Annotated in this window: 15 protein-coding genes and 1 riboswitch; of the genes, 14 read left to right on the plus strand and 1 reads right to left on the minus strand. The window is 42.2% G+C overall.

Annotated elements, in window-relative coordinates:
• The 5 genes from H9Y05_RS04145 (at position 1) to H9Y05_RS04165 (ending at position 5,451) form a co-directional block, all read left to right on the plus strand.
• Entirely contained in the window at positions 1 to 1,146 is a 1,146-nt protein-coding gene (locus H9Y05_RS04145) for a mechanosensitive ion channel family protein (protein WP_163490899.1), read from the plus strand.
• A gap of 99 nt (positions 1,147 to 1,245) precedes the next feature.
• A riboswitch (SAM riboswitch) is annotated at positions 1,246 to 1,377 on the plus strand.
• 180 nt (positions 1,378 to 1,557) lie between these two features.
• Positions 1,558 to 2,610, plus strand: a complete 1,053-nt coding sequence (locus H9Y05_RS04150; RefSeq protein WP_216713576.1) for a homoserine O-acetyltransferase family protein — start codon at positions 1,558 to 1,560, stop codon at positions 2,608 to 2,610.
• Positions 2,611 to 2,631: 21 nt separating this feature from the next.
• The gene (locus tag H9Y05_RS04155) at positions 2,632 to 3,873 is read left to right on the plus strand and encodes a homoserine dehydrogenase (protein WP_216713577.1); all 1,242 of its coding nucleotides are present in this window, start codon (positions 2,632 to 2,634) and stop codon (positions 3,871 to 3,873) included.
• A 10-nt stretch (positions 3,874 to 3,883) separates the two neighbouring features.
• Positions 3,884 to 4,297: an OsmC family protein gene (locus H9Y05_RS04160; RefSeq protein WP_163490896.1), complete on the plus strand. Its 414-nt coding sequence runs from the start codon at positions 3,884 to 3,886 to the stop codon at positions 4,295 to 4,297.
• Complete coding sequence (locus H9Y05_RS04165) at positions 4,294 to 5,451, plus strand: trans-sulfuration enzyme family protein (RefSeq protein ID WP_216713578.1); 1,158 nt, start codon at positions 4,294 to 4,296, stop codon at positions 5,449 to 5,451. The genes H9Y05_RS04160 and H9Y05_RS04165 overlap by 4 nt, the downstream gene beginning before the upstream one ends.
• 90 nt (positions 5,452 to 5,541) lie before the next feature.
• Here the strand turns inward: H9Y05_RS04165 and H9Y05_RS04170 are convergent, their stop codons facing one another.
• Positions 5,542 to 6,153: a hypothetical protein gene (locus H9Y05_RS04170; RefSeq protein ID WP_216713579.1), complete on the minus strand. Its 612-nt coding sequence runs from the start codon at positions 6,151 to 6,153 to the stop codon at positions 5,542 to 5,544.
• 119 nt (positions 6,154 to 6,272) lie between these two features.
• On the opposite strand from H9Y05_RS04170, the gene H9Y05_RS04175 reads away from it, so the two are divergent.
• The 9 genes from H9Y05_RS04175 (at position 6,273) to H9Y05_RS04215 (ending at position 19,028) form a co-directional block, all read left to right on the plus strand.
• Positions 6,273 to 6,935, plus strand: a complete 663-nt coding sequence (locus H9Y05_RS04175) for a hypothetical protein (RefSeq protein ID WP_216713580.1) — start codon at positions 6,273 to 6,275, stop codon at positions 6,933 to 6,935.
• A gap of 176 nt (positions 6,936 to 7,111) precedes the next feature.
• On the plus strand, positions 7,112 to 8,140 hold the full coding sequence (lpxK, locus tag H9Y05_RS04180; protein ID WP_216713581.1) for a tetraacyldisaccharide 4'-kinase: 1,029 nt from the start codon (positions 7,112 to 7,114) through the stop codon (positions 8,138 to 8,140).
• Positions 8,124 to 8,936: a purine-nucleoside phosphorylase gene (locus H9Y05_RS04185; protein ID WP_163490891.1), complete on the plus strand. Its 813-nt coding sequence runs from the start codon at positions 8,124 to 8,126 to the stop codon at positions 8,934 to 8,936. Before lpxK ends, H9Y05_RS04185 begins: the two co-directional genes overlap by 17 nt.
• A 91-nt stretch (positions 8,937 to 9,027) precedes the next feature.
• Positions 9,028 to 10,479, plus strand: coding sequence for an Asp-tRNA(Asn)/Glu-tRNA(Gln) amidotransferase subunit GatB (gene gatB, locus H9Y05_RS04190; RefSeq protein ID WP_163490890.1), 1,452 nt, complete (start codon positions 9,028 to 9,030; stop codon positions 10,477 to 10,479).
• Between the two features lie 2 nt (positions 10,480 to 10,481).
• Complete coding sequence (locus H9Y05_RS04195; protein ID WP_216713582.1) at positions 10,482 to 11,648, plus strand: TlpA disulfide reductase family protein; 1,167 nt, start codon at positions 10,482 to 10,484, stop codon at positions 11,646 to 11,648.
• A 6-nt stretch (positions 11,649 to 11,654) separates the two neighbouring features.
• The gene (locus tag H9Y05_RS16290) at positions 11,655 to 12,770 is read left to right on the plus strand and encodes a TlpA family protein disulfide reductase (RefSeq protein WP_235992107.1); all 1,116 of its coding nucleotides are present in this window, start codon (positions 11,655 to 11,657) and stop codon (positions 12,768 to 12,770) included.
• An 18-nt stretch (positions 12,771 to 12,788) separates the two neighbouring features.
• Positions 12,789 to 13,547: a UDP-2,3-diacylglucosamine diphosphatase gene (locus tag H9Y05_RS04205; RefSeq protein WP_216713583.1), complete on the plus strand. Its 759-nt coding sequence runs from the start codon at positions 12,789 to 12,791 to the stop codon at positions 13,545 to 13,547.
• 133 nt (positions 13,548 to 13,680) lie between these two features.
• Positions 13,681 to 14,106, plus strand: a complete 426-nt coding sequence (locus H9Y05_RS04210) for a hypothetical protein (protein WP_163490887.1) — start codon at positions 13,681 to 13,683, stop codon at positions 14,104 to 14,106.
• A gap of 23 nt (positions 14,107 to 14,129) precedes the next feature.
• Positions 14,130 to 19,028 (plus strand): PKD domain-containing protein, encoded by a 4,899-nt coding sequence (locus H9Y05_RS04215; protein ID WP_216713584.1) that lies wholly within the window; start codon positions 14,130 to 14,132, stop codon positions 19,026 to 19,028.
• The last annotated feature ends 36 nt before the right edge of the window (positions 19,029 to 19,064 follow it).

The raw sequence follows: 19,064 nt of genomic DNA on the forward strand, positions 1-19,064 counted from the left end.
ATGAGCACAGTACTTTTTCATTTAGGGCCTTTTGAAATCACCATTTGGAATATACTATTGACAGTGGTAACGCTGTTGCTGGCATCGATTTCCAGAAAATTGATCAACAGAAGGCTGAAACGTTACCTGGCGCAATCCAATATTCGTGTGGAAGGCCAGCGTACAATCGTCATGCGATTGGTTGGTCAGCTCATCTACCTGGTTGCCGGTTACATTATTTTCCTGGTACTTCAAACACAAAACCCCGATGTCAGCTTCCGGATGTTCCTGGAATATAAAATCATTGAAACAAAGAATTTTCAGCTGAGTTTTTCGCATATCATTGTTGTTGTAGCGGTATTTTACCTTGCCAAACTTGCTGTTCGTCTGTTCCAGCTCATCATTACCCGGCGATTGCGCAAACGAAAAGATTACGACGCAGGACTGGAATACGTATACGTTCAATTCAGTAAATACGTCATCTACATCATTGCGATTATGATCGCGTCCAAGATTTTGTTCAGCAATATTTCCGGTTTGCTAACGGGGTCATTGGGGATTTTGGTCGGAGTCGGACTTGGACTACAAGACGTGTTCAGAGACTTTATCGCGGGAATTGTCCTGTTGGTTGAACGCAACCTGATGGTGGGGGATATCATCGAATTACCGGACCAGGACGGGCAGGAAATGCTGGTGGCAAAAGTAGTGGCGATCGGTGTGCGAACATCTAAAATTGAAACACGGGAAGGAAATATCCTGATTCTGCCCAATACACAATTAACCCAAAACCGTATTGAGAACTGGAGCCACGGAAGCTTATTGTCGCGTTTTTCAATCGAAGTCCCCGTCGCTTACGGTGCAGATACGGAGTTGGTAACACGCTTGCTTAAACAGGCGGCTTTCAGCCATACCAAAGTAAGTAAAACAAGTGAGGTGATGGTACGCTTGTCCGAATTTCAGCAAAATAATCTGAAATTTGAACTTCTTTTCTGGGCGGATCAAAGTTGGCAAATCAATAACTTCCGTTCCGAGATCCGAATGGAAATTGACAGGTTGTTCCGTCAGTACAAGATCAATATGCCGTATCCGCAACTCGATTTACATATTGCCAGTGATAAACGTGATTCTCATAGAAAAACAGGGCATTACGACGATCCGAATGAGTGATTTATTCACCAAATACAAAGAAAAATTTGGAGATTATTTTTTTTCTTCATTATTTTGCTCCATCATTTCACAACGGTGAACGGCATTCTTTGCCGATATGATTTATACAGAAGAGGCGAGAGACAGGCTCTGCGACCCTCTGGCAACCAACTTTAAGTCCGTCTGTTGACGGGTTGGAAAACCGGTGCCAATTCCTGTTCCGGGTAATAGTGCTTCGGAAAAATATAAATTAAAGTAAGATGAAAAAACATTTTTCAAAACAACCGTTTTTTTCCGTTTCGTTTCCATCGAAAACGAATTGTTTGCATGAACAATGTGTCATGTGCTGTTGTTGATTATTTGTCGACTCAGAAATAAACAGCACAGCAGGTAGTTTACATTCCTGCTTTCACATTTAAATTCAAATTCTTCATGCATAGTTATACAACCAATACTCCTTTACATCTGGAGAATGGGGGAGTACTCGAACATTTTTCGATGACCTATCATACATACGGGAAACTCAACAAAACCAAAACTAATGTTGTATGGGTTTGCCATGCGCTTACCGCAAACAGCGATGCGCAGGACTGGTGGTCGGGAATTGTCGGAACAGGAAAACTGTACGACCCGAATGATTATTTTATTGTTTGTGCAAATACAATCGGTTCACATTACGGGACAACAGGCCCGCTAACCGCTCAACTAAACCAGCGTCCGTTGCTGGACAAATTCCCGGGTGTTACTATTCGGGACATGATCAATGCACATGTCTTATTGAGGAAACACCTGGGAATTCAATCAATCAACACATTAATCGGTGCATCCATCGGTGGACAACAAGCAGTGGAATGGGCGATTACTGAACCACAGCTCATTGAACAGCTCATTTTAATCGCAACGAATGCCCGTCATTCAGCGTATGGAATCGCGTTTAATGAAAGCCAGCGCATGGCAATTTATACCGACCCGACGTATGGAAACGGTAACATCAAAGGAGGAGTAAAAGGACTCATCGCAGCCAGAAGTATTGCATTGCTCAGCTATCGTTCCTATTCCGGTTACGCAACCAACCAGACGGATAGTGACAACGAGCGGACGGATGATTTTCTGGCGAGTTCTTACCAGCGGTACCAGGGAGAAAAACTGGCAAAACGCTTCAACGCGTACAGTTATGTATTGCTTTCGAAGGCAATGGACACTCACAATGTCGGAAGAGGGCGGAAATCTGTTGAACACGCACTGGCCCGAATTCAAGCAAAAACACTGGTCATAGGTATCGAATCGGATGTTCTGTTTCCTGTTTCGGAACAACAATTTTTGGCAGAACACATTCAAAATGCCCGTTATGAGCAAATTAAAAGCGATTTCGGACACGATGGATTCTTGCTGGAATACGAACAATTGACACACTGTATCCGGGCTTTTTATGAAGATAAATTACCGGATTCTTTACCCGGTTTGTCAGCAATCAATTACAATTAATAACCACTAAAAAAGAATAAAATGAGTAGTAAAATAACAATAGGATTGTTTGGATTCGGCGTTGTCGGAGAAGGACTGTACAATGTGATCAATGAATCTAAAATTCAGGATGCACAGATCAAAACGATTGTCGTAAAGGACAAAAACAAGTCGCGTTCCATTGGCAAAGATCATTTTTCTTTTGATCCGGAAGATATTTTGGAGGATGAGTCGATTAACCTGGTCGTGGAACTGATCAATGATGCAGCAGCAGCGTATGACATCGTAACAACAGCATTGAAACGAAAAAAGAATGTCGTTTCCGCGAATAAAAAACTGATTGCTGAGCATCTTGATGAACTGATTGCCCTTGCGCGGGAAAACGATGTTTCCTTTTTATATGAAGCGGCAGTCGGCGGAGCGATTCCTGTAGTGAGAAACCTGGAAGAGTATTACAATAATGACCTGTTGACTTCGGTGGAAGGAATTGTAAACGGCACCACCAATTACATTCTCACACAATTAGCGGCCGGAGGAACGTACCAGGAAACATTAAAAACAGCCCAGGAACTCGGGTTCGCGGAAATTGATCCGACCTTGGATGTAGATGGATTTGATGCAAAATTCAAACTTACACTGTTACTGAAGCACGCATTCGGAGTATCGGCAGATTATCGGAAAATTCAACAGATCGGAATCCGTAACATCAAAGCAGCGGATGCGGCATACGCGAAAGAGAAAGGATATAAAATCAAACTCCTGGCGCGGGCAGAGCGCATTGAAGATGGAGTGTTGGGATATGTTGCACCTCATTTCATTACAAATACCAACCTGTTGTACAATGTGAATGATGAATTCAATGGAATTGTTGTCGAGGGGGCCTTTGCTGACCGGCAGTTGTTCTATGGAAAAGGAGCAGGGAGTTACCCTACCGCCAGCGCAGTACTCTCCGATATTTCCGCAATTAAATATGCGTACAAATATGAATACAAAAAAGCGACGGATAACAACCTGAAACTTTCCGGGAATTTCCTGGTAAAGGTTTATGTAGGATCTGAATTTGTGGAGCTGATCAATGAAATTCCGTTTGTTCGGATTGATGAGGTGTTTCAGAGTGAAGGATATTCCTACCAGACCGGTTGGGTTGATTTTTCAGAATTACAGAAATTTCAGTTGAACAGTATTCCCGGTTTATCAGTCATTTTTCTTCCTGAGCCGATCCTTCATAAAAGCAAAGCGAAAGGACTGGAAGTATCAAAGAAGCAATATCAGGTTGAATTTTAAAGAAAAGGTGATGCATTTAAATTTAAGACGATTGGAATCTCTGTTTGTAATGGAGTTGAAAAATGAGCAGGGAATTACGTGTTTGATTGATGCCAATGAAACAATCGGCGGTCAGAATAAAGGGTTTCGTCCGATGGAATTGCTGGCGGGAAGCCTTGCGGCATGTGCCTCTATTGATGTCATTCAAATTCTGCGCAAAAAGCGGATATTGTTGGGGTGTTATGAAGTACACATCGAAGCAAAACGAAAAGAGTCCGTTCCGGCACCGTTTGAGCACATTACCCTGCATTTTATTTTTTGCAATGTGATCAGTGAAGAACAATTGAAAGCAACCATCGAGCTGGCATTGTATAAATATTGTTCGGTTAATGCCAGTCTGTCCGATGAGATAAAAATTGATTATACCTATAAAATCGAAGAATGAACAGAGAAACATTAGCGATCCGTTTACAGAGTCAGAAAAGTTCATACGGGGAACATTCCGTGCCGCTTTACCTGACCAGTTCTTTTGTGTTTGACGATGCAGAAGACATGAGGGCACAGTTTGCCGAAGAAAAAGAAGGGCAGATCTATTCGCGGTATGCAAATCCCAATGTGGAGGAATTATTACAGAAAATGGCGACATTGGAAGGGACGGAAGCCGGATGGGCTACGGCAACAGGAATGGCGGCTGTTTTTACCACATTTGCAGCACTTTTACAACAAAATGACCACATTGTGGCAAGTCGCTCTGTTTTTGGTTCGACACATAAAGTACTGACAGAATTACTGCCGAAATGGGGAATTACCACAACTTATGTGGATGTGAATGACTACGAGGGATATGAGCAGGCAATCGGTGCAACTACGAAAATGGTGTATGTGGAAACACCAAGTAATCCCGGGCTGGATATCATTGACCTGGAGCGTTTATCAGCCATCTGCAGGCAAAAAAAGGTCCTACTTGTCGTCGACAATTGTTTTGCAACACCTGTGATTCAGCGACCAGTGGAATCGGGGGCAGACATTGTGATTCATTCTGCTACAAAATACCTGGACGGACAGGGACGTACAATGGGAGGAATTATTTTAGCGAGTAAGTCCATTATTGATCAGATCAAAGCATTTGCCCGGCATAGTGGTCCTGCGTTGAGCCCGTTTAATGCATGGATTTTATCCAAATCGTTGGAAACGCTGTTTATTCGTGTCGAACGACATGCACAGAGTGCGTTGGAGATTGCCCGGCGATTGGAACAACATCCTGCCGTTGCCAGTGTACGTTACCCGTTTCTGGAATCACATCCGGGATATGCAATTGCCAGAAAGCAAATGTCATTGGGTGGAGGAATTGTCAGTTTTGAGATCAACGGAGGAATTGAAGCCGGGAAAAAATTCCTGGATGCCCTTCAGTTATTTTCCTTAAGCGCGAATCTGGGTGATACGCGCAGCATTGCGACACATCCCGCTTCTACAACCCATTCCAAATTAACGCCAGAACAACGCTTGGAATCCGGAATTACTGATGGATTGATCCGCTTGTCCATTGGTCTGGAACATGTGGAAGATATCTGGGAAGATGTGTTGAAAGGCTTGTCTTAAAATTTGAATTTGTAATAGTTAGTTGATAAAAAAGAAAACAGTGGAGTGTAAATCTTACCCCGCTGTTTTTTGTATAATGTGATGTGGTAATCAACTATTTTTTGATTCCATTGTTGAGTAAGAATAATCGTAGTCAAAAGCAATGTAATACCCCAAAGAAACAGGTGAAGGTGAATTGGCATCGAATGAAAAGGAGACATACAATTGCCCTCCCGGATTGTCTTTCATCAGTTGTGTAATGTCTTCTCCCGTCGAGGTGTAATTGATTTGAGAACTGGTACTTCCTATTCCGGCATAGTTTGCGAGTGTTACCTTTTTTTCTCCGCTGTTATCACTCGGGTAATACGAATAAATCAGTTTAGAATCCGTCAGGTGGTTTCTAACAAATGAACTTCCATCGGATATAATTTCAACATGTACATCGTAAGCCAATCGCAATTTACTGATCTGAATGTCTTTCACCCAATTGAGTTTGTCGTTCGTTGTATTTGAATTGGCCATACCGGATACAATTCCCATAATATTGGGATATACATCCGCGTTCTCAATGATGAGGACATTCCCTACAAGCGTCGGAGTGATTTTAGAAGGATAACCTTGGGGAGATCTGTATACCTGGGTATTGCTTCCGGTCATCACAGAATCTTTTTTACATGCAGCCAGTACAAGACAAGCCATTGAAATAATCAGTAATCGGGTCATAGAATTAATTTTTTGCAAGATTACAACCTATTTTTGAATGCATGAGCGATTTTGAATAACAACTTTTGAGATTAAATGTAAATCGTTACTTTTGAGACTGGTAAATAAAAGGTATAAAGATGGTACGTGATTTTGGGAAATGTATAAAGATATTATTCGTCTTCTTGTTTGTTCTGATTATTGTATCCTGTAAGAAGGAGAAGGTACAGGAACAAGTAGAAAATAGTGGTTATAAATCGGTGCCTAAAGGAAATTTGTTAGTATTGGAAGTAGGAGAAGATGTGAACTATGGATACGAGTATAAATATCAAAATGGACAAATTCCCTTGGACTCAATGCCTGTATGGATGTCTCTGACAACATATATAGACTCACTTAATTCATATATGTATTGGATTGGATTCGATAATCTTGCTGTAACATGGGGGTATGTTGCATACCCTTATGGCGGGTATTGCCGCAAATTCCCTGATTTTTATGCTGCTGCTCTGGACAATTTTATGCCGGGTAATTATACATTCATCCCAAAAGAACAGCTGATACATAATTCTTCAAAAGCAACACTAAAAGAAGAGAATGCGAATGTCCTCTTTGAGAGGGAGATGGGATCCCCGGGATGGGATAAAAATGCTTGTTGGAAACCAGTCTGGGAAAAAGTAAGTGATCTGGCAGTTGTCATCCAGTATAGGAATATGTATCCCAATGCAGATGTTGGTTTTATTATGTTGGAGGATGAACAGGGAGTTGTCAAAAACTATGTTTTTCTTGCGAAAGCAGATTAAATAATCAATGGTTGCTAATATTAATCATATTGACACTGTTTTGAGAATTATTAATTTTTCAATTATTAACAACGTATAAGTAGAATCTTATTCCATCATTTGATAATTCATAATTACTCCATTGATAATTCAGTATTCATCATTCCACATTCACAACTAATTCCTACTTTTATCACATGTTTCTGAAACGGATTTTGCTTTTCCCTTTTTCATTTCTCTACGGATGCATCACTGCAGTTCGCAATCTGCTGTACGATACCGGAGTAAAAAAATCATATCCCATTCCCGGAAAATCAATTGTAATTGGTAACCTGAGCATGGGGGGAACCGGAAAAAGTCCGCATACACTCTATTTGTGGAACTTACTGAAAAAAGACCATCCAATTGCCATGCTGAGCAGAGGTTACGGACGGAAAACGACCGGGTTACTGGAAGTGAACGATGAAAACACATCAACGGAAGTAGGAGATGAACCGCTTATGTTCAAAAAACGGGTAGGAAAACAAACACAGGTTATTGTTGCAGAAAATCGAAAAACAGGTGTCGATTACATTCGTTCCCGGGATAAACAGGCAGTTATTCTTTTGGACGACGCCTTTCAGCACCGAAAAGTAAAAGCAGGCTTTTCTATCCTGCTGACAGATTTCAACCGGCCGTATTATGCAGATGCGGTTGTCCCTGCAGGAACATTGCGGGAGTGGAAATGTGGAAAGAAACGAGCGGATTGTATTGTTGTAACGAAATGCCCGGAATTACTGTCCGATGCGGAAAAACAAACGATTATAAAAAAATTAAAGGTGAAGCATGATAAAACCGTATTTTTTTCCCAGATCATTTATGGAAGTTTGATTCCGTTTGCAAAAGAAATTCCGGCATATACACAGGTCCTGCTGATTACAGGAATTGCCAACCCGAAACCATTGGAAAGCTACCTAAAACGGTTTTATAAAGTGGATTCCATCATTTTTTCGGACCATCATCAATTTACTGCTGCCGATTTAGCAAGAATTCACGCAAAATTTGATACTTTTACACCTCAAAATTCAATTATTGTTACAACGGAGAAAGATTTTGTGCGCCTGGAGCCATTGCTATCGACAACAGAAAAACAAAACTATCCGTGGTACTACCAGTCAATAACGGTACAATTGGATCGGGAAGAAGCGTTTAATGAATTAATTAATAACTATGTTGACACAATTTAAAGAATCAGTTGACTACATCAAGTCAAGAACGAATGTTCAACCGACAATCGGAATCATTTTAGGAACAGGATTGGGCGGATTGGTTAAAGAGATCGAAATCATCGATGAGATTGAATACAAGGACATTCCGAATTTTCCGGTTTCTACCGTAGAAAGCCACAAAGGAAAACTGATCTTCGGTAACCTGGGAGGAAAACAGGTCGTTGCAATGCAGGGACGTTTTCATTACTATGAAGGTTACAACATGAAGCAGGTTACATTCCCTGTACGTGTGATGAAATTGTTGGGAATTCAACGCTTATTCGTGTCCAATGCTTCCGGAGGAGTAAACCCGGACTTTGAAGTAGGTGAAATCATGATTCAGGACGATCACATCAACATGTTCCCGGAGCATCCGTTATTGGGGAAAAACTTTGATGAATTAGGACCGCGTTTCCCGGACATGTCGGAGCCGTACGACCGAAAAATGATCGAAATGGCGAAAGGAATTGCTGCTGAAAATAACATCAAAGTTTCGGTCGGAACTTATTTGGGATTGACAGGACCAACACTGGAAACACCGGCAGAATACAAATATGTACGTGTAATCGGTGCGGATGCAGTAGGAATGTCAACCGTTCCCGAGGTAATTGTTGCCCGTCACATGAGCATCCCTTGTTTTGCGATTTCAATTATTACAGACCTGGGAGTTCCGGGGAAAATTAAAGAAGTGAGCTTGCAGGATGTAATTGATGTTGCGAACAGACAAGAGCCGAAAATGACCTTGATCATGCGCGAATTGATTACCAGAATCTAAACTGGCTTTTAAAATAAATAATAGTGCGTTTAGCAACGAAGCGACTTTAGCTTCAGGTAGCGAGCGATTCTTGTTTCTTTAGGAAGAATAAATGGAAATAAAAGATAAATACGAAGCAGTGATAGGGTTAGAGGTCCACGCACAAATGCTGACCAAATCAAAAGCCTATTCCAATGATGTGAACGAATACGGGGCACAGCCGAATACCAACGTGAGTATTGTTACCCTGGCACATCCCGGAACACTGCCGATGATGAACAAAAAAACAATCGAATACGCGATTCGTTTGGGATTGGCATGTAGCGCCGATATTGCAGACAATCAGTACTTCGCACGTAAAAATTATTTTTACCCGGATCTTCCAAAAGGATATCAGATCACACAGGACAAAACGCCGATCTGTACAGGAGGAGAGATCATCATTAAAGACGATAACGGGAATGATAAAACAATTGGACTGACGCGTATCCACATGGAAGAAGATGCCGGAAAAAGCATCCACGACGTAGATGTGTTTGACACACTGGTTGATCTGAATCGCGCAGGTGTTCCCTTGTTGGAAATTGTATCGGAACCGCACATTAAAACATCGCAGGAAGCATACAATTACCTGACAGAAGTACGGAAGCTGGTTCGTTACCTGGATATCTGTGACGGGAACATGGAAGAAGGATCGTTGCGATGTGATGCCAATATTTCCGTGATGTTGAAGGGATCAAAAGTGTTCGGAACAAAAGTGGAGGTGAAAAACATGAACTCCATCCGGAATGTGCAACGTGCCATTGAATTTGAGATTAGCCGCCAGATTGAAGCGATTGAGAAAGGAGAAGTAATTGCGCAGGAAACACGTTCATTTGACGCATTAAAAGGAATCACTATTTCCATGCGCTCAAAAGAAGCTGCCAACGATTACCGGTATTTCCCGGAACCGGATTTACAACCGATTTATGTAGGGAAAGAACAAATTGAAGCCGTTAAAAATGAAATGCCGCCGCTTCCGCGTGAATTGTTTATCAAATACACAAACGAATTGGGCTTGTCGGATTATGATGCGTATGTCTTGACGGATTCGAAAGAACTGGCACTGTATTACGAAGGAGTAATCGCGGCAACGAAAAATTATAAAGCGGCAGCCAACTGGGTGATGGGAGATGTGAAATCTTACCTCAATCACAGAGGCTTGGAAATTACGGATTTCCCTGTAGCACCGCAGCAGATCGCTGCCTTGATTCAATTGATTGAAGAAGGAAAAATTTCCACTTCAATTGCTTCGCAAAAGATATTTCCGGCGTTGACGGAAAACCCGTTGGAGCCACCTTTGAGCATTGCTGAACGTCTTAATGTTATACAAGACTCAAATGAAGATTCGATCAGGGCATATATTTTAAAAGTAATAGAACAGAATCCGAACGAAGTTGCGCGGTATAAAAGCGGAGAAAAACAACTGACAGGATTTTTTATGGGTCAATTGATGAAGGTCTCACAAGGAAAAGCAGATCCGAAGCAAGCCAATCAATTGATGCGGGAATTATTGGAAAATTGATTATGAGACACATTGTTGTAGTAATATTAGTAGCGTTTTTGGCAGGATTTACGTCCTGTAATTCAAGTGAATCTTCTGATTCGACTGAAAACAAAGAAAACAACCTGTTTATTTCAGGAACGATCAAAGGTGCAAACGGGCAAAAAGCATACCTGGAAGCAGTTTCGCAAAACGGTGTCATCTCCGTTGCCGATGGAGTAATTGAAAACGAACAGTTTGATTTGCAGACAAACATTCCCGGACTGGGAATTTACCAGTTGCGAATTGGAGAGCAACCTGATAATGCGCTTATTATTACGGCAAAAAAAGGTGATAAAATTAAGATCAGCGGGGATATCAGCAACATTGCCTTTGGTGCGAAGATTTCAGGAGTGGAGTGGGGCAACCAGTACGGCAAATACATGGAGTTGGTAGCCGGTTTCAGTAAATCCCAGAATGAACTGATGGCATTACAGGGGCAACTTTCTCAGGAAGAATTGGTGAAAAAATACCTGGAATTGAAGAAGCCGATGGACGAATATGCACGTGAACAAATCAATAAAAATCCTGCCAGTGCATTTAATATCGTACTATCCAATTCATTAATGCCGGCTACGGGGTTTGTTGATTACCCAAAGGAAAACGTAGAAACATTGCGGAAAATGGCTGACAGTTACGAAAAAAATCATGCCGATTCCCCGATTACACAAACATTGATTCAGCAAGTGACACAGATTGAATCCGGTTACAACGAATACGAAATCATGAAGACGGGTAAAAAACCTGCTCCGGATATTTTAATGGAATCGCCTGAGGGAAAAGAGATTAAATTGTCTTCATTGAAAGGAAAGGTGGTATTGATTGATTTTTGGGCCTCCTGGTGCGGACCGTGCCGGAAAGAAAACCCGAACGTAGTGAAACTGTACAACAAATACAAAAACAAAGGATTTACAATCTATTCTGTTTCGTTGGATACAGATCAGGCAAGTTGGGTGAATGCCATTGAACAAGACGGTTTGATCTGGCCCAACCACGTCTCGGATCTGATGGGGTGGAAGTCATTTGTAATTAAATTGTACGGATTTAGCGCGATTCCTCATACGGTACTGGTCGGAAAAGATGGCAACATTATTGATGTGGGATTAAGAGGTGATGCGTTGGAAAAGAGACTGGCGGAAATTTTAAAATAACAAACAATGAAACTATTTGTATTATTGATTACAGGATTGCTGACGGGAACTGCAGCAATGACACAGGAACAGATTGCAGTTAAAATAAGCGGAAGTGTATTCAATACAACTTCAAAGGAAATGATTCTTTCACAGCAACTGGAAAATAACAAATTCCAGGACTTTGCAACCGTCAAGCTTGATAAAGAAGGAAAATTTGAACTGGCAACAAAACTTCCTCAAAGTGATTACTATGTATTGCGAATCAATGAAGGAGTCATTCATTTAATTCTTCGTCAAAATTCCGACATCAAAGTATACGGTGACGGAAAACAATTAGGGAAATTTACCAATTTTGTCAATTCGGACGAAAGCGCCGCCTTACATACGTTTACCTATGCTTCACAGGAATGGATCCGCCTGCGCAACGATGCCATTCAGAAGATGCAAACCAATCCGGAATTATCTGAACAGATCAACCAGGAAATGCAGATTTCACTGAGAGATTTTCAGGGTGTTTTCCAAACATTTTATAGCGAAAATCAAAACTCCCCGGCACTGATTGCCGCGTTAAATGTGATTGATCCCAACAATGACTTCGATACCTTTGAAGGAATTGTCAATGCGGTGAACAAAAATTTCGGACAGAGCAAGCGGGTGAAAGAATTAGTCGCAGCATACAAGCAGTTGAGAGCAAAGAAAGATGCGGATAATGTATTTGCAGCAGGAAAACCAGCTCCTGATTTTGAGGAATTGATGCTGGACAGAAAAACAAAAATGAAACTTTCTGATTTGAAAGGAAAAGTAGTATTGCTTGACTTCTGGGCTTCCTGGTGCGGACCGTGTCGAAAGGAAAATCCAAATGTAGTTGCTACGTACAATAAATACAAAGACAAAGGATTTACCGTGATGAGCGTTTCTTTGGATGACAACCTGGATCGATGGAAACAAGCAATTGAACAAGACGGATTGATCTGGCCGAATCATGTCAGTGATTTGAAAAAATGGCAGAGTGCTGTCGGTCAAATCTATCAGGTCAGAGGGATTCCGTTTACGATGTTGATTGATCAGGAGGGAAACATCGTTCAGACCAATTTGAGAGGACCTGCGCTGGAAGAAGCAGTCGCGCGACTGTTACAATAATTACCGTCATCTCTGATAATGTCGCTACTCGAACGCCCAACAAAAATTTATTTTGCATCGGACTTCCACCTTGGGGTTCCCGACTATGAATCAAGCCTGGCGCGTGAAAAACGGATCGTCCGTTGGTTAGATGAAATAAAACGGGACGCGACGGAAATCTTTTTAGTCGGAGATATTTTTGATTTCTGGTTTGAATACAAAAGAGCCATTCCCAAAGGTTTTGTCCGTCTGCAGGGAAAAATAGCTGAAATTACCGATAGCGGAATTCCTGTCCATGTCTTCACAGGAAACCACGACATGTGGATTTTTGACTATTTACCAAAAGAATTAGGCGTGCAGTTGTACCGGGAACCAATCATAAGAGAATGGAACGGGAAAAAATTTTACATCGGGCATGGAGATGGATTGGGACCGGGTGATAAAGGATATAAATTCCTGAAAAAAGTATTTGCATCCCGCTTCTGTCAGTGGTTATTTGCCCGTTTACATCCCAATTTCGGAATCTGGCTGGCGGACCTCTCTTCCCGCAAAAGCCGCTCTGTTACCGGAAGTGCAGATGAAAAATTTTTAGGTGAAGAAAATGAATGGCTCGCAATATATGCCAAAGAATACCTCCGGAAAGAACACATTGATTATTTCGTTTTCGGACACAGGCACCTGCCGATTCAGCTTGAAATAGGTAAGCATTCCACTTATTTTAATTTGGGAGAATGGATTAATTACAACACATTTCTTGTGTTTAATGGGCAAGAGTGTACACTAAATGTATGGGATTAAATAATTTATAACAATTATTTTTATTCCTGAAGCAACCTTTCCTGATTATTATCGTATTATTAAAAAAGTGTTTAGATTTTCACAATTGTGAATAAATAATGGCACAATGCTTTTGAAACCAAAAACTCTAAAGATGAAAACTATGATTAAGACAAGCAGTTTAATTATTTTCTCTTTCTCTTTACAAAGCGCACTTTGCCAGGAGGTAACAAGGACTCCTGAAAGAACTATTCACAAAGAGATCAGGTCAGTACAAGAAACAAAGGAGAATGCAGCAAGTATCAGTAATTCTTCTCAAACGAATCACCAATCAGAACAGACATATTCTGTTGACAGATATGGCGTTCAGCGACAACATGACAAGGCGTATTACCAGGAAAAACTTGCCGAACTGGATGAGTTGGTTCAGGCAATTGACGTAAAAGTTGATTATGTAAATTCAAATCCGGAAGAACGGGCAAAAGCAACAGAGAATGGCTGGTTCAGAGATATGGAAACAACAAAAGAGCGACTCCGGAATGAACGGGTTGAACTTGTACGGAAAATAGAATCTTTTTAACTGACTATTTCTTCTTATTTACCATGAAAACAGTAATACTCTTTTTGTTATCTGTAGGTTTAACAGGTACAATACTAAGCCAGGCAAATACATGCGGTACAGCGAATCCATTCTGTTCTTCGCAATCTTATAACTTTCCGAATGCCACATCCGGTTCAGCACCCGTTGGTCCGAATTATGGATGTTTAGGTTCTCAGCCCAGACCGATCTGGTACTATATGGAAGTCGGTACCTCGGGAACAATTGATATGTTATTGCAACAGACAACCGGGCCAAACGGAACCGGAAGCCAGATCGACGTTGACTTTGCCATGTGGGGACCTTATTCAAGTCTTTCTGCCGGCTGTACAGCAATTATGTCCGGGTCAGCTCCACCGATTCAATGTAGCTTCTCCAGCTCTTATTCGGAAGATCTTGGATTAGGGGTGTCGGGAGGAACCGGAACCGGACTTACAACTCCGCCTGCTGCTGTCGCAGGACAGGTATACATCGTTTTATTGACAAACTATGATGGTGCGGCAGGTTACATTTCGTTCAATCAAACAGGTGGTACGGGAAGTGCGGATTGTAGTATTGTTGAACCTTGTTCAATTGATAATTTTACAGCGACCGTTTCGGCATGTAATTCAGCGACAAATACCTATTCCGTAAATGGTAACATTACCGTATCTAACCCTCCTTCTGCGGGACAATTAATTGTTCAGGCATGTGATGGGACACAAACGGTGGTTGCTTCTGCGCCATTTGGTTCAGCGACATACTCCTATAACATTGCAGGTTTAAATGCAAATGGAGCGACATGTGATGTTGAAGTGTTTTTTACAGGTGAGTCCTGTTCACAAATATTGAACTACACAGCTCCGACATGTCCGCCAGTATGTTCTTTTTCCAATATAAATGCAAACATCAGTGCATGTCAGCAGGGAAGTGTATTTGATTTGACAGGAACGCTGACATTTGTCAGTCCGCCTTCAACAGGGCAGTTGATTGTCCAAGATTGTAATGGGAATTCGGCAACCTACAATGCGCCGTTTACGAGTCCTTTGAATTTTGCAATTAACGGAATTGATGCAGATGGTCAGCCGTGTAATGCAACTGCTCACTTTACAGCAGACCCGGGGTGTACCATCTCTGTTTCATATACAAATACGCCATCTTGTGAGTGTACTGTTGACATCGGAACATTCTCAACAACAACCGCAGGACAAAGTAATAGTACGTATGTATTGTGTTACGGAGACGAAATATTGATTGAACCGAACGGTGATTATACACCGCCGGGAGAAGCATTGAATCCTCCTTTGGCAGAAGGATATGAACCGGGAATTGCCTGGATTATGTATTCCTGCCCGCCAACAGTTGCGGTTACTCCAAGTGCAACCAATGGTATCGGGGACGATCCTTGCTTTTTGGGAATTGTTTCTCCGACAGATTTGTATGATATCAATGATTTATACTGGATCAATGGTTATCCCGGGACGTTTACCAATAATACGGTGTATTTCGTGCCGATTACAATGTATAATTTAACAGAATATTATTATTCCTATGTCAACGGAGGGCTTCCGTGCTATGAAATGGGGGCTCCGTACGCAGTACAATATTTACCGGAAATAACAACTACGGTAACACCGAATTGCCAGGCAGGAACGGTATCTGTGGCTGTCCAGGGAGGTTCACCGGCCATTAACGGAACAAATTTCACTGCTTCGAATCTCCAGCCGGGAACAGCTTCACTGGCAAGTAATACGGTGGCAAATAACGGAACCTTCATTATTTCAGGATTGCAGAACGGAGATAACTATTCATTAGATATTGCCGATGAATTCGGATGTCCGGTAACCATCACAGGAACATTCCAGGGGGTCAACGCTTCAGGATTTACATATCCGCAGAATGCTTATTGTAAAGGCGCCGCGAATCCTTCACCGACATTGACGGGAGTTGCGGGAGGTACCTATACGGGATCAGCAGGATTGGTAATCAATGCCACAACAGGAGTGATTAATATTGCTTCAACCCCTCCGGGGAATTATGTAGTGACATATACGTCACCGGGTGCACCGTGTAACTCGTCTTCAACATTTAATATTACAATTAACCCATTGCCGGTTGTGACAGCTCCGAATGTGGCCGTTTGTAACGGGCAGGCAGCAAACCTGACAGCTTCCGGAGCAAATAACTATACGTGGTCTCCGGCAACAGGATTGAATACCACGACAGGTCCGAATGTAGTAGCTACATTGGCAACAAACCAGACGTATACAATAACGGGTACAAATACAACAACGGGATGTGTGAATACAGGTACCGTAACAGTTACTGTGAATCCCAATCCGACTCCGGTTATTAACGGACAATCCGATTATTGTACAGGAACAAGTGCGACGATTCAAACTTCTCAGACATATGCATCGTATTCCTGGTCTACCGGGCAAACGACGCCATCCATTCAGGTAACAACGGCAAATAATCCGATCCAGGTAACAGTAACAAACGGATTTGGTTGTAGTGGGACATCTGCTGTATATACTGTTACGGAAAACAATGTCATCACCGTCAATTCCCAGGTGGAAATTTGCCAGGGACAAAGTACGGTAATTCACGGTATTTCACGTACCACTGCGGGAGTTTATTCTGTAACATTGCCTTCTTCAAACGGTTGTGACAGTACTTCAAACGTTACATTGATCGTGAATCCGTTACCGGTTATTGATGCCGGTCCGAATCAAACTGTTTGTGAAGGAGAGACGGTGATTCTCAATGCTACAGGTGCGCCGGCAATTACCTGGTCACCAACACAAACGAATGGTGTTGGGTTTGTTCAGCCGGTTGGTTCGCAAATTTATACAGCGACGGGTACAGACGCAAATAACTGTGTGAATACAGATCAGGTTGAAATCATAGTACGACCAAATCCAGTTGTTGCAACTGTATCTCCTCAAACGCGTTGTAACGGTACGGCAACTGCAGCAGTTAATTTTACGAGTTCTGTGAGCGGTACAACATATACATGGACAAATGATACACCGTCGATTGGCTTGCCGTCAAACGGAAATGGAAATATCAATAGCTTCACAGCAACAAATACAACAAGTAATCCGGTTACTGCAACAATTACAGTGACACCGACTGCAGCAGGTTGTGTGGGGGCTCCGGTAAGTTTTACGATAACCGTTCAACCATCTCCGACGGCGACCATTTCAGGTACAACGGCCGTTTGTATCGGAGGACCTTCACCACAGGTTACATTTACAGGAGGTACCGGAACAGCCCCTTATACAATTACGTATACTATCAACGGAGGTGCGCCTCAGACGGTAACTACAACCGGGAATACCGCGACGGTGAACGCCCCGACCACTACTTCCGGTTTATTTGTATATACACTGACCAATGTAACAGAGTCCGGAAATACATGTAGCGCTGCTGCTAACGGTTCTGTTACGATAACAGTAAATGCTTTACCGGTTATTAATGCCGGTGCAGATGTTGCAGTCTGTCAAAACGGGCAGATCACATTGACAGGTACCGGGGCGGGTGTGAATGGAAACTACACATGGACACCGGTAATTACAAATGGTGTTCCGTTTGTTCCGGCTTCTTCCGGTACGTATACTGTTACGGGAACTGATGCCAATGGATGTTCAAATACAGATAATGTGAATGTTACGGTGAATGTTGCTCAAAATGTTGATGCAGGGCCAAACCAGGAAATATGTATCGGTGAACAGGTGACCTTAAGTGGGTCTCCTGCGGGAATAGGAGCTACGTTCTTATGGACGGGAGGTATTACAAATGGTGTTGCATTTACACCGAATCAATCGGGAACATACACCGTTACTTCAACGGATGTGAATGGCTGTAACGCAACTGACCAGGTAGATGTAATCGTACATAATCTCCCTGTGATTGAAGCCGGTTCCAACATCTCCGGATGTGAAGGAAATCAGTATACATTGACAGGTAGTGGAGCCGGTGTTGGAGGAACGTACGTCTGGAATCATGGTGTTCAAAACGGCGTTCCGTTTGCTCCTGTGGCAAGTGTAAGTTCCTATGTAGTTGTCGGTACAGACCAATATGGCTGTTCAAATACAGATTCAATTCTTGCGAAGATAGAGGCCATTCCGGTTGTTTCATTCTATGCGGATATTGATCAAAATTGTGCCCCTGCATCTGTGACTTTCTATAATACAACAACAGACCCTGCTGTCAACTGCCTTTGGACCTTTGATGACGGTTCAACGGTTTCAGGTTGCGGTCCGGTAACACATATTTTCCAACATGCAGGTGTATATGGAGCATCTTTACAGGTAGAGACACCGGTGAATAGATGTCCGGGGTATTTATACCAAAGTGCGATCGTTACAATAGATGCAAATCCGGTAGCACACTTTACTCCGAATCCGGCAATCGGAACACAGGTTAATAACCAGATCTCGTTTACAAATCAGTCGTATGGAGCGTCATCCTATTACTGGGAATTCGGAGATGGTGTCGGTACTTCTACAGCTGTAAATCCGGTTTATACATACGGGGAAGAATCCGATCTTTATACGGTCATGCTGATTGCATATTCAAACGCAGGATGTGTCGATACAGCATATTCATTGGTGACAATCCGTGAAGAATTGATTTTCTATGTGCCGAATACCTTCACACCTGATTTGGATCAATACAATGAAGTCTTTAAGCCGATATTTACATATGGATACAACCCGTTTGATTATACCTTGATGATATTCAACCGTTGGGGAGAAATGATCTTTGAATCGCACGATGCTTCGGTGGGGTGGGATGGTACTTACGGGATAGATGGTAAAATCTGCCAGGATGGTACGTATACCTGGAAAATTGAGGTAAAAACAACGAGTACAGACGAACGAAAAATGTTTACAGGACATGTCAATATAATCAGGTGATAATAACTGGAAAAACAGATACAATTGAAACGGGAA

This window comes from Taishania pollutisoli, from assembly GCF_014518315.1.
In the GTDB taxonomy this organism is placed as follows: Bacteria; Bacteroidota; Bacteroidia; order Flavobacteriales_D; family Crocinitomicaceae; genus Taishania; species Taishania pollutisoli.

What these genes read in the sequence shown, in the direction of transcription:
- H9Y05_RS04145 (WP_163490899.1), top strand. Translation starts at nt 1, where the DNA reads ATGAGCACAGTACTTTTTCATTTAGGGCCTTTTGAAATCACCATTTGG.
- H9Y05_RS04150 (WP_216713576.1), top strand. Translation starts at nt 1,558, where the DNA reads ATGCATAGTTATACAACCAATACTCCTTTACATCTGGAGAATGGGGGA.
- H9Y05_RS04185 (WP_163490891.1), top strand. Translation starts at nt 8,124, where the DNA reads ATGTTGACACAATTTAAAGAATCAGTTGACTACATCAAGTCAAGAACG.
- H9Y05_RS04195 (WP_216713582.1), top strand. Translation starts at nt 10,482, where the DNA reads ATGAGACACATTGTTGTAGTAATATTAGTAGCGTTTTTGGCAGGATTT.
- H9Y05_RS04170 (WP_216713579.1), bottom strand. Translation starts at nt 6,153, where the DNA reads ATGACCCGATTACTGATTATTTCAATGGCTTGTCTTGTACTGGCTGCA.
- H9Y05_RS16290 (WP_235992107.1), top strand. Translation starts at nt 11,655, where the DNA reads ATGAAACTATTTGTATTATTGATTACAGGATTGCTGACGGGAACTGCA.
- gatB (WP_163490890.1), top strand. Translation starts at nt 9,028, where the DNA reads ATGGAAATAAAAGATAAATACGAAGCAGTGATAGGGTTAGAGGTCCAC.
- H9Y05_RS04155 (WP_216713577.1), top strand. Translation starts at nt 2,632, where the DNA reads ATGAGTAGTAAAATAACAATAGGATTGTTTGGATTCGGCGTTGTCGGA.
- H9Y05_RS04205 (WP_216713583.1), top strand. Translation starts at nt 12,789, where the DNA reads ATGTCGCTACTCGAACGCCCAACAAAAATTTATTTTGCATCGGACTTC.
- H9Y05_RS04165 (WP_216713578.1), top strand. Translation starts at nt 4,294, where the DNA reads ATGAACAGAGAAACATTAGCGATCCGTTTACAGAGTCAGAAAAGTTCA.
- H9Y05_RS04210 (WP_163490887.1), top strand. Translation starts at nt 13,681, where the DNA reads ATGAAAACTATGATTAAGACAAGCAGTTTAATTATTTTCTCTTTCTCT.
- H9Y05_RS04215 (WP_216713584.1), top strand. Translation starts at nt 14,130, where the DNA reads ATGAAAACAGTAATACTCTTTTTGTTATCTGTAGGTTTAACAGGTACA.
- lpxK (WP_216713581.1), top strand. Translation starts at nt 7,112, where the DNA reads ATGTTTCTGAAACGGATTTTGCTTTTCCCTTTTTCATTTCTCTACGGA.
- H9Y05_RS04160 (WP_163490896.1), top strand. Translation starts at nt 3,884, where the DNA reads ATGCATTTAAATTTAAGACGATTGGAATCTCTGTTTGTAATGGAGTTG.
- H9Y05_RS04175 (WP_216713580.1), top strand. Translation starts at nt 6,273, where the DNA reads ATGGTACGTGATTTTGGGAAATGTATAAAGATATTATTCGTCTTCTTG.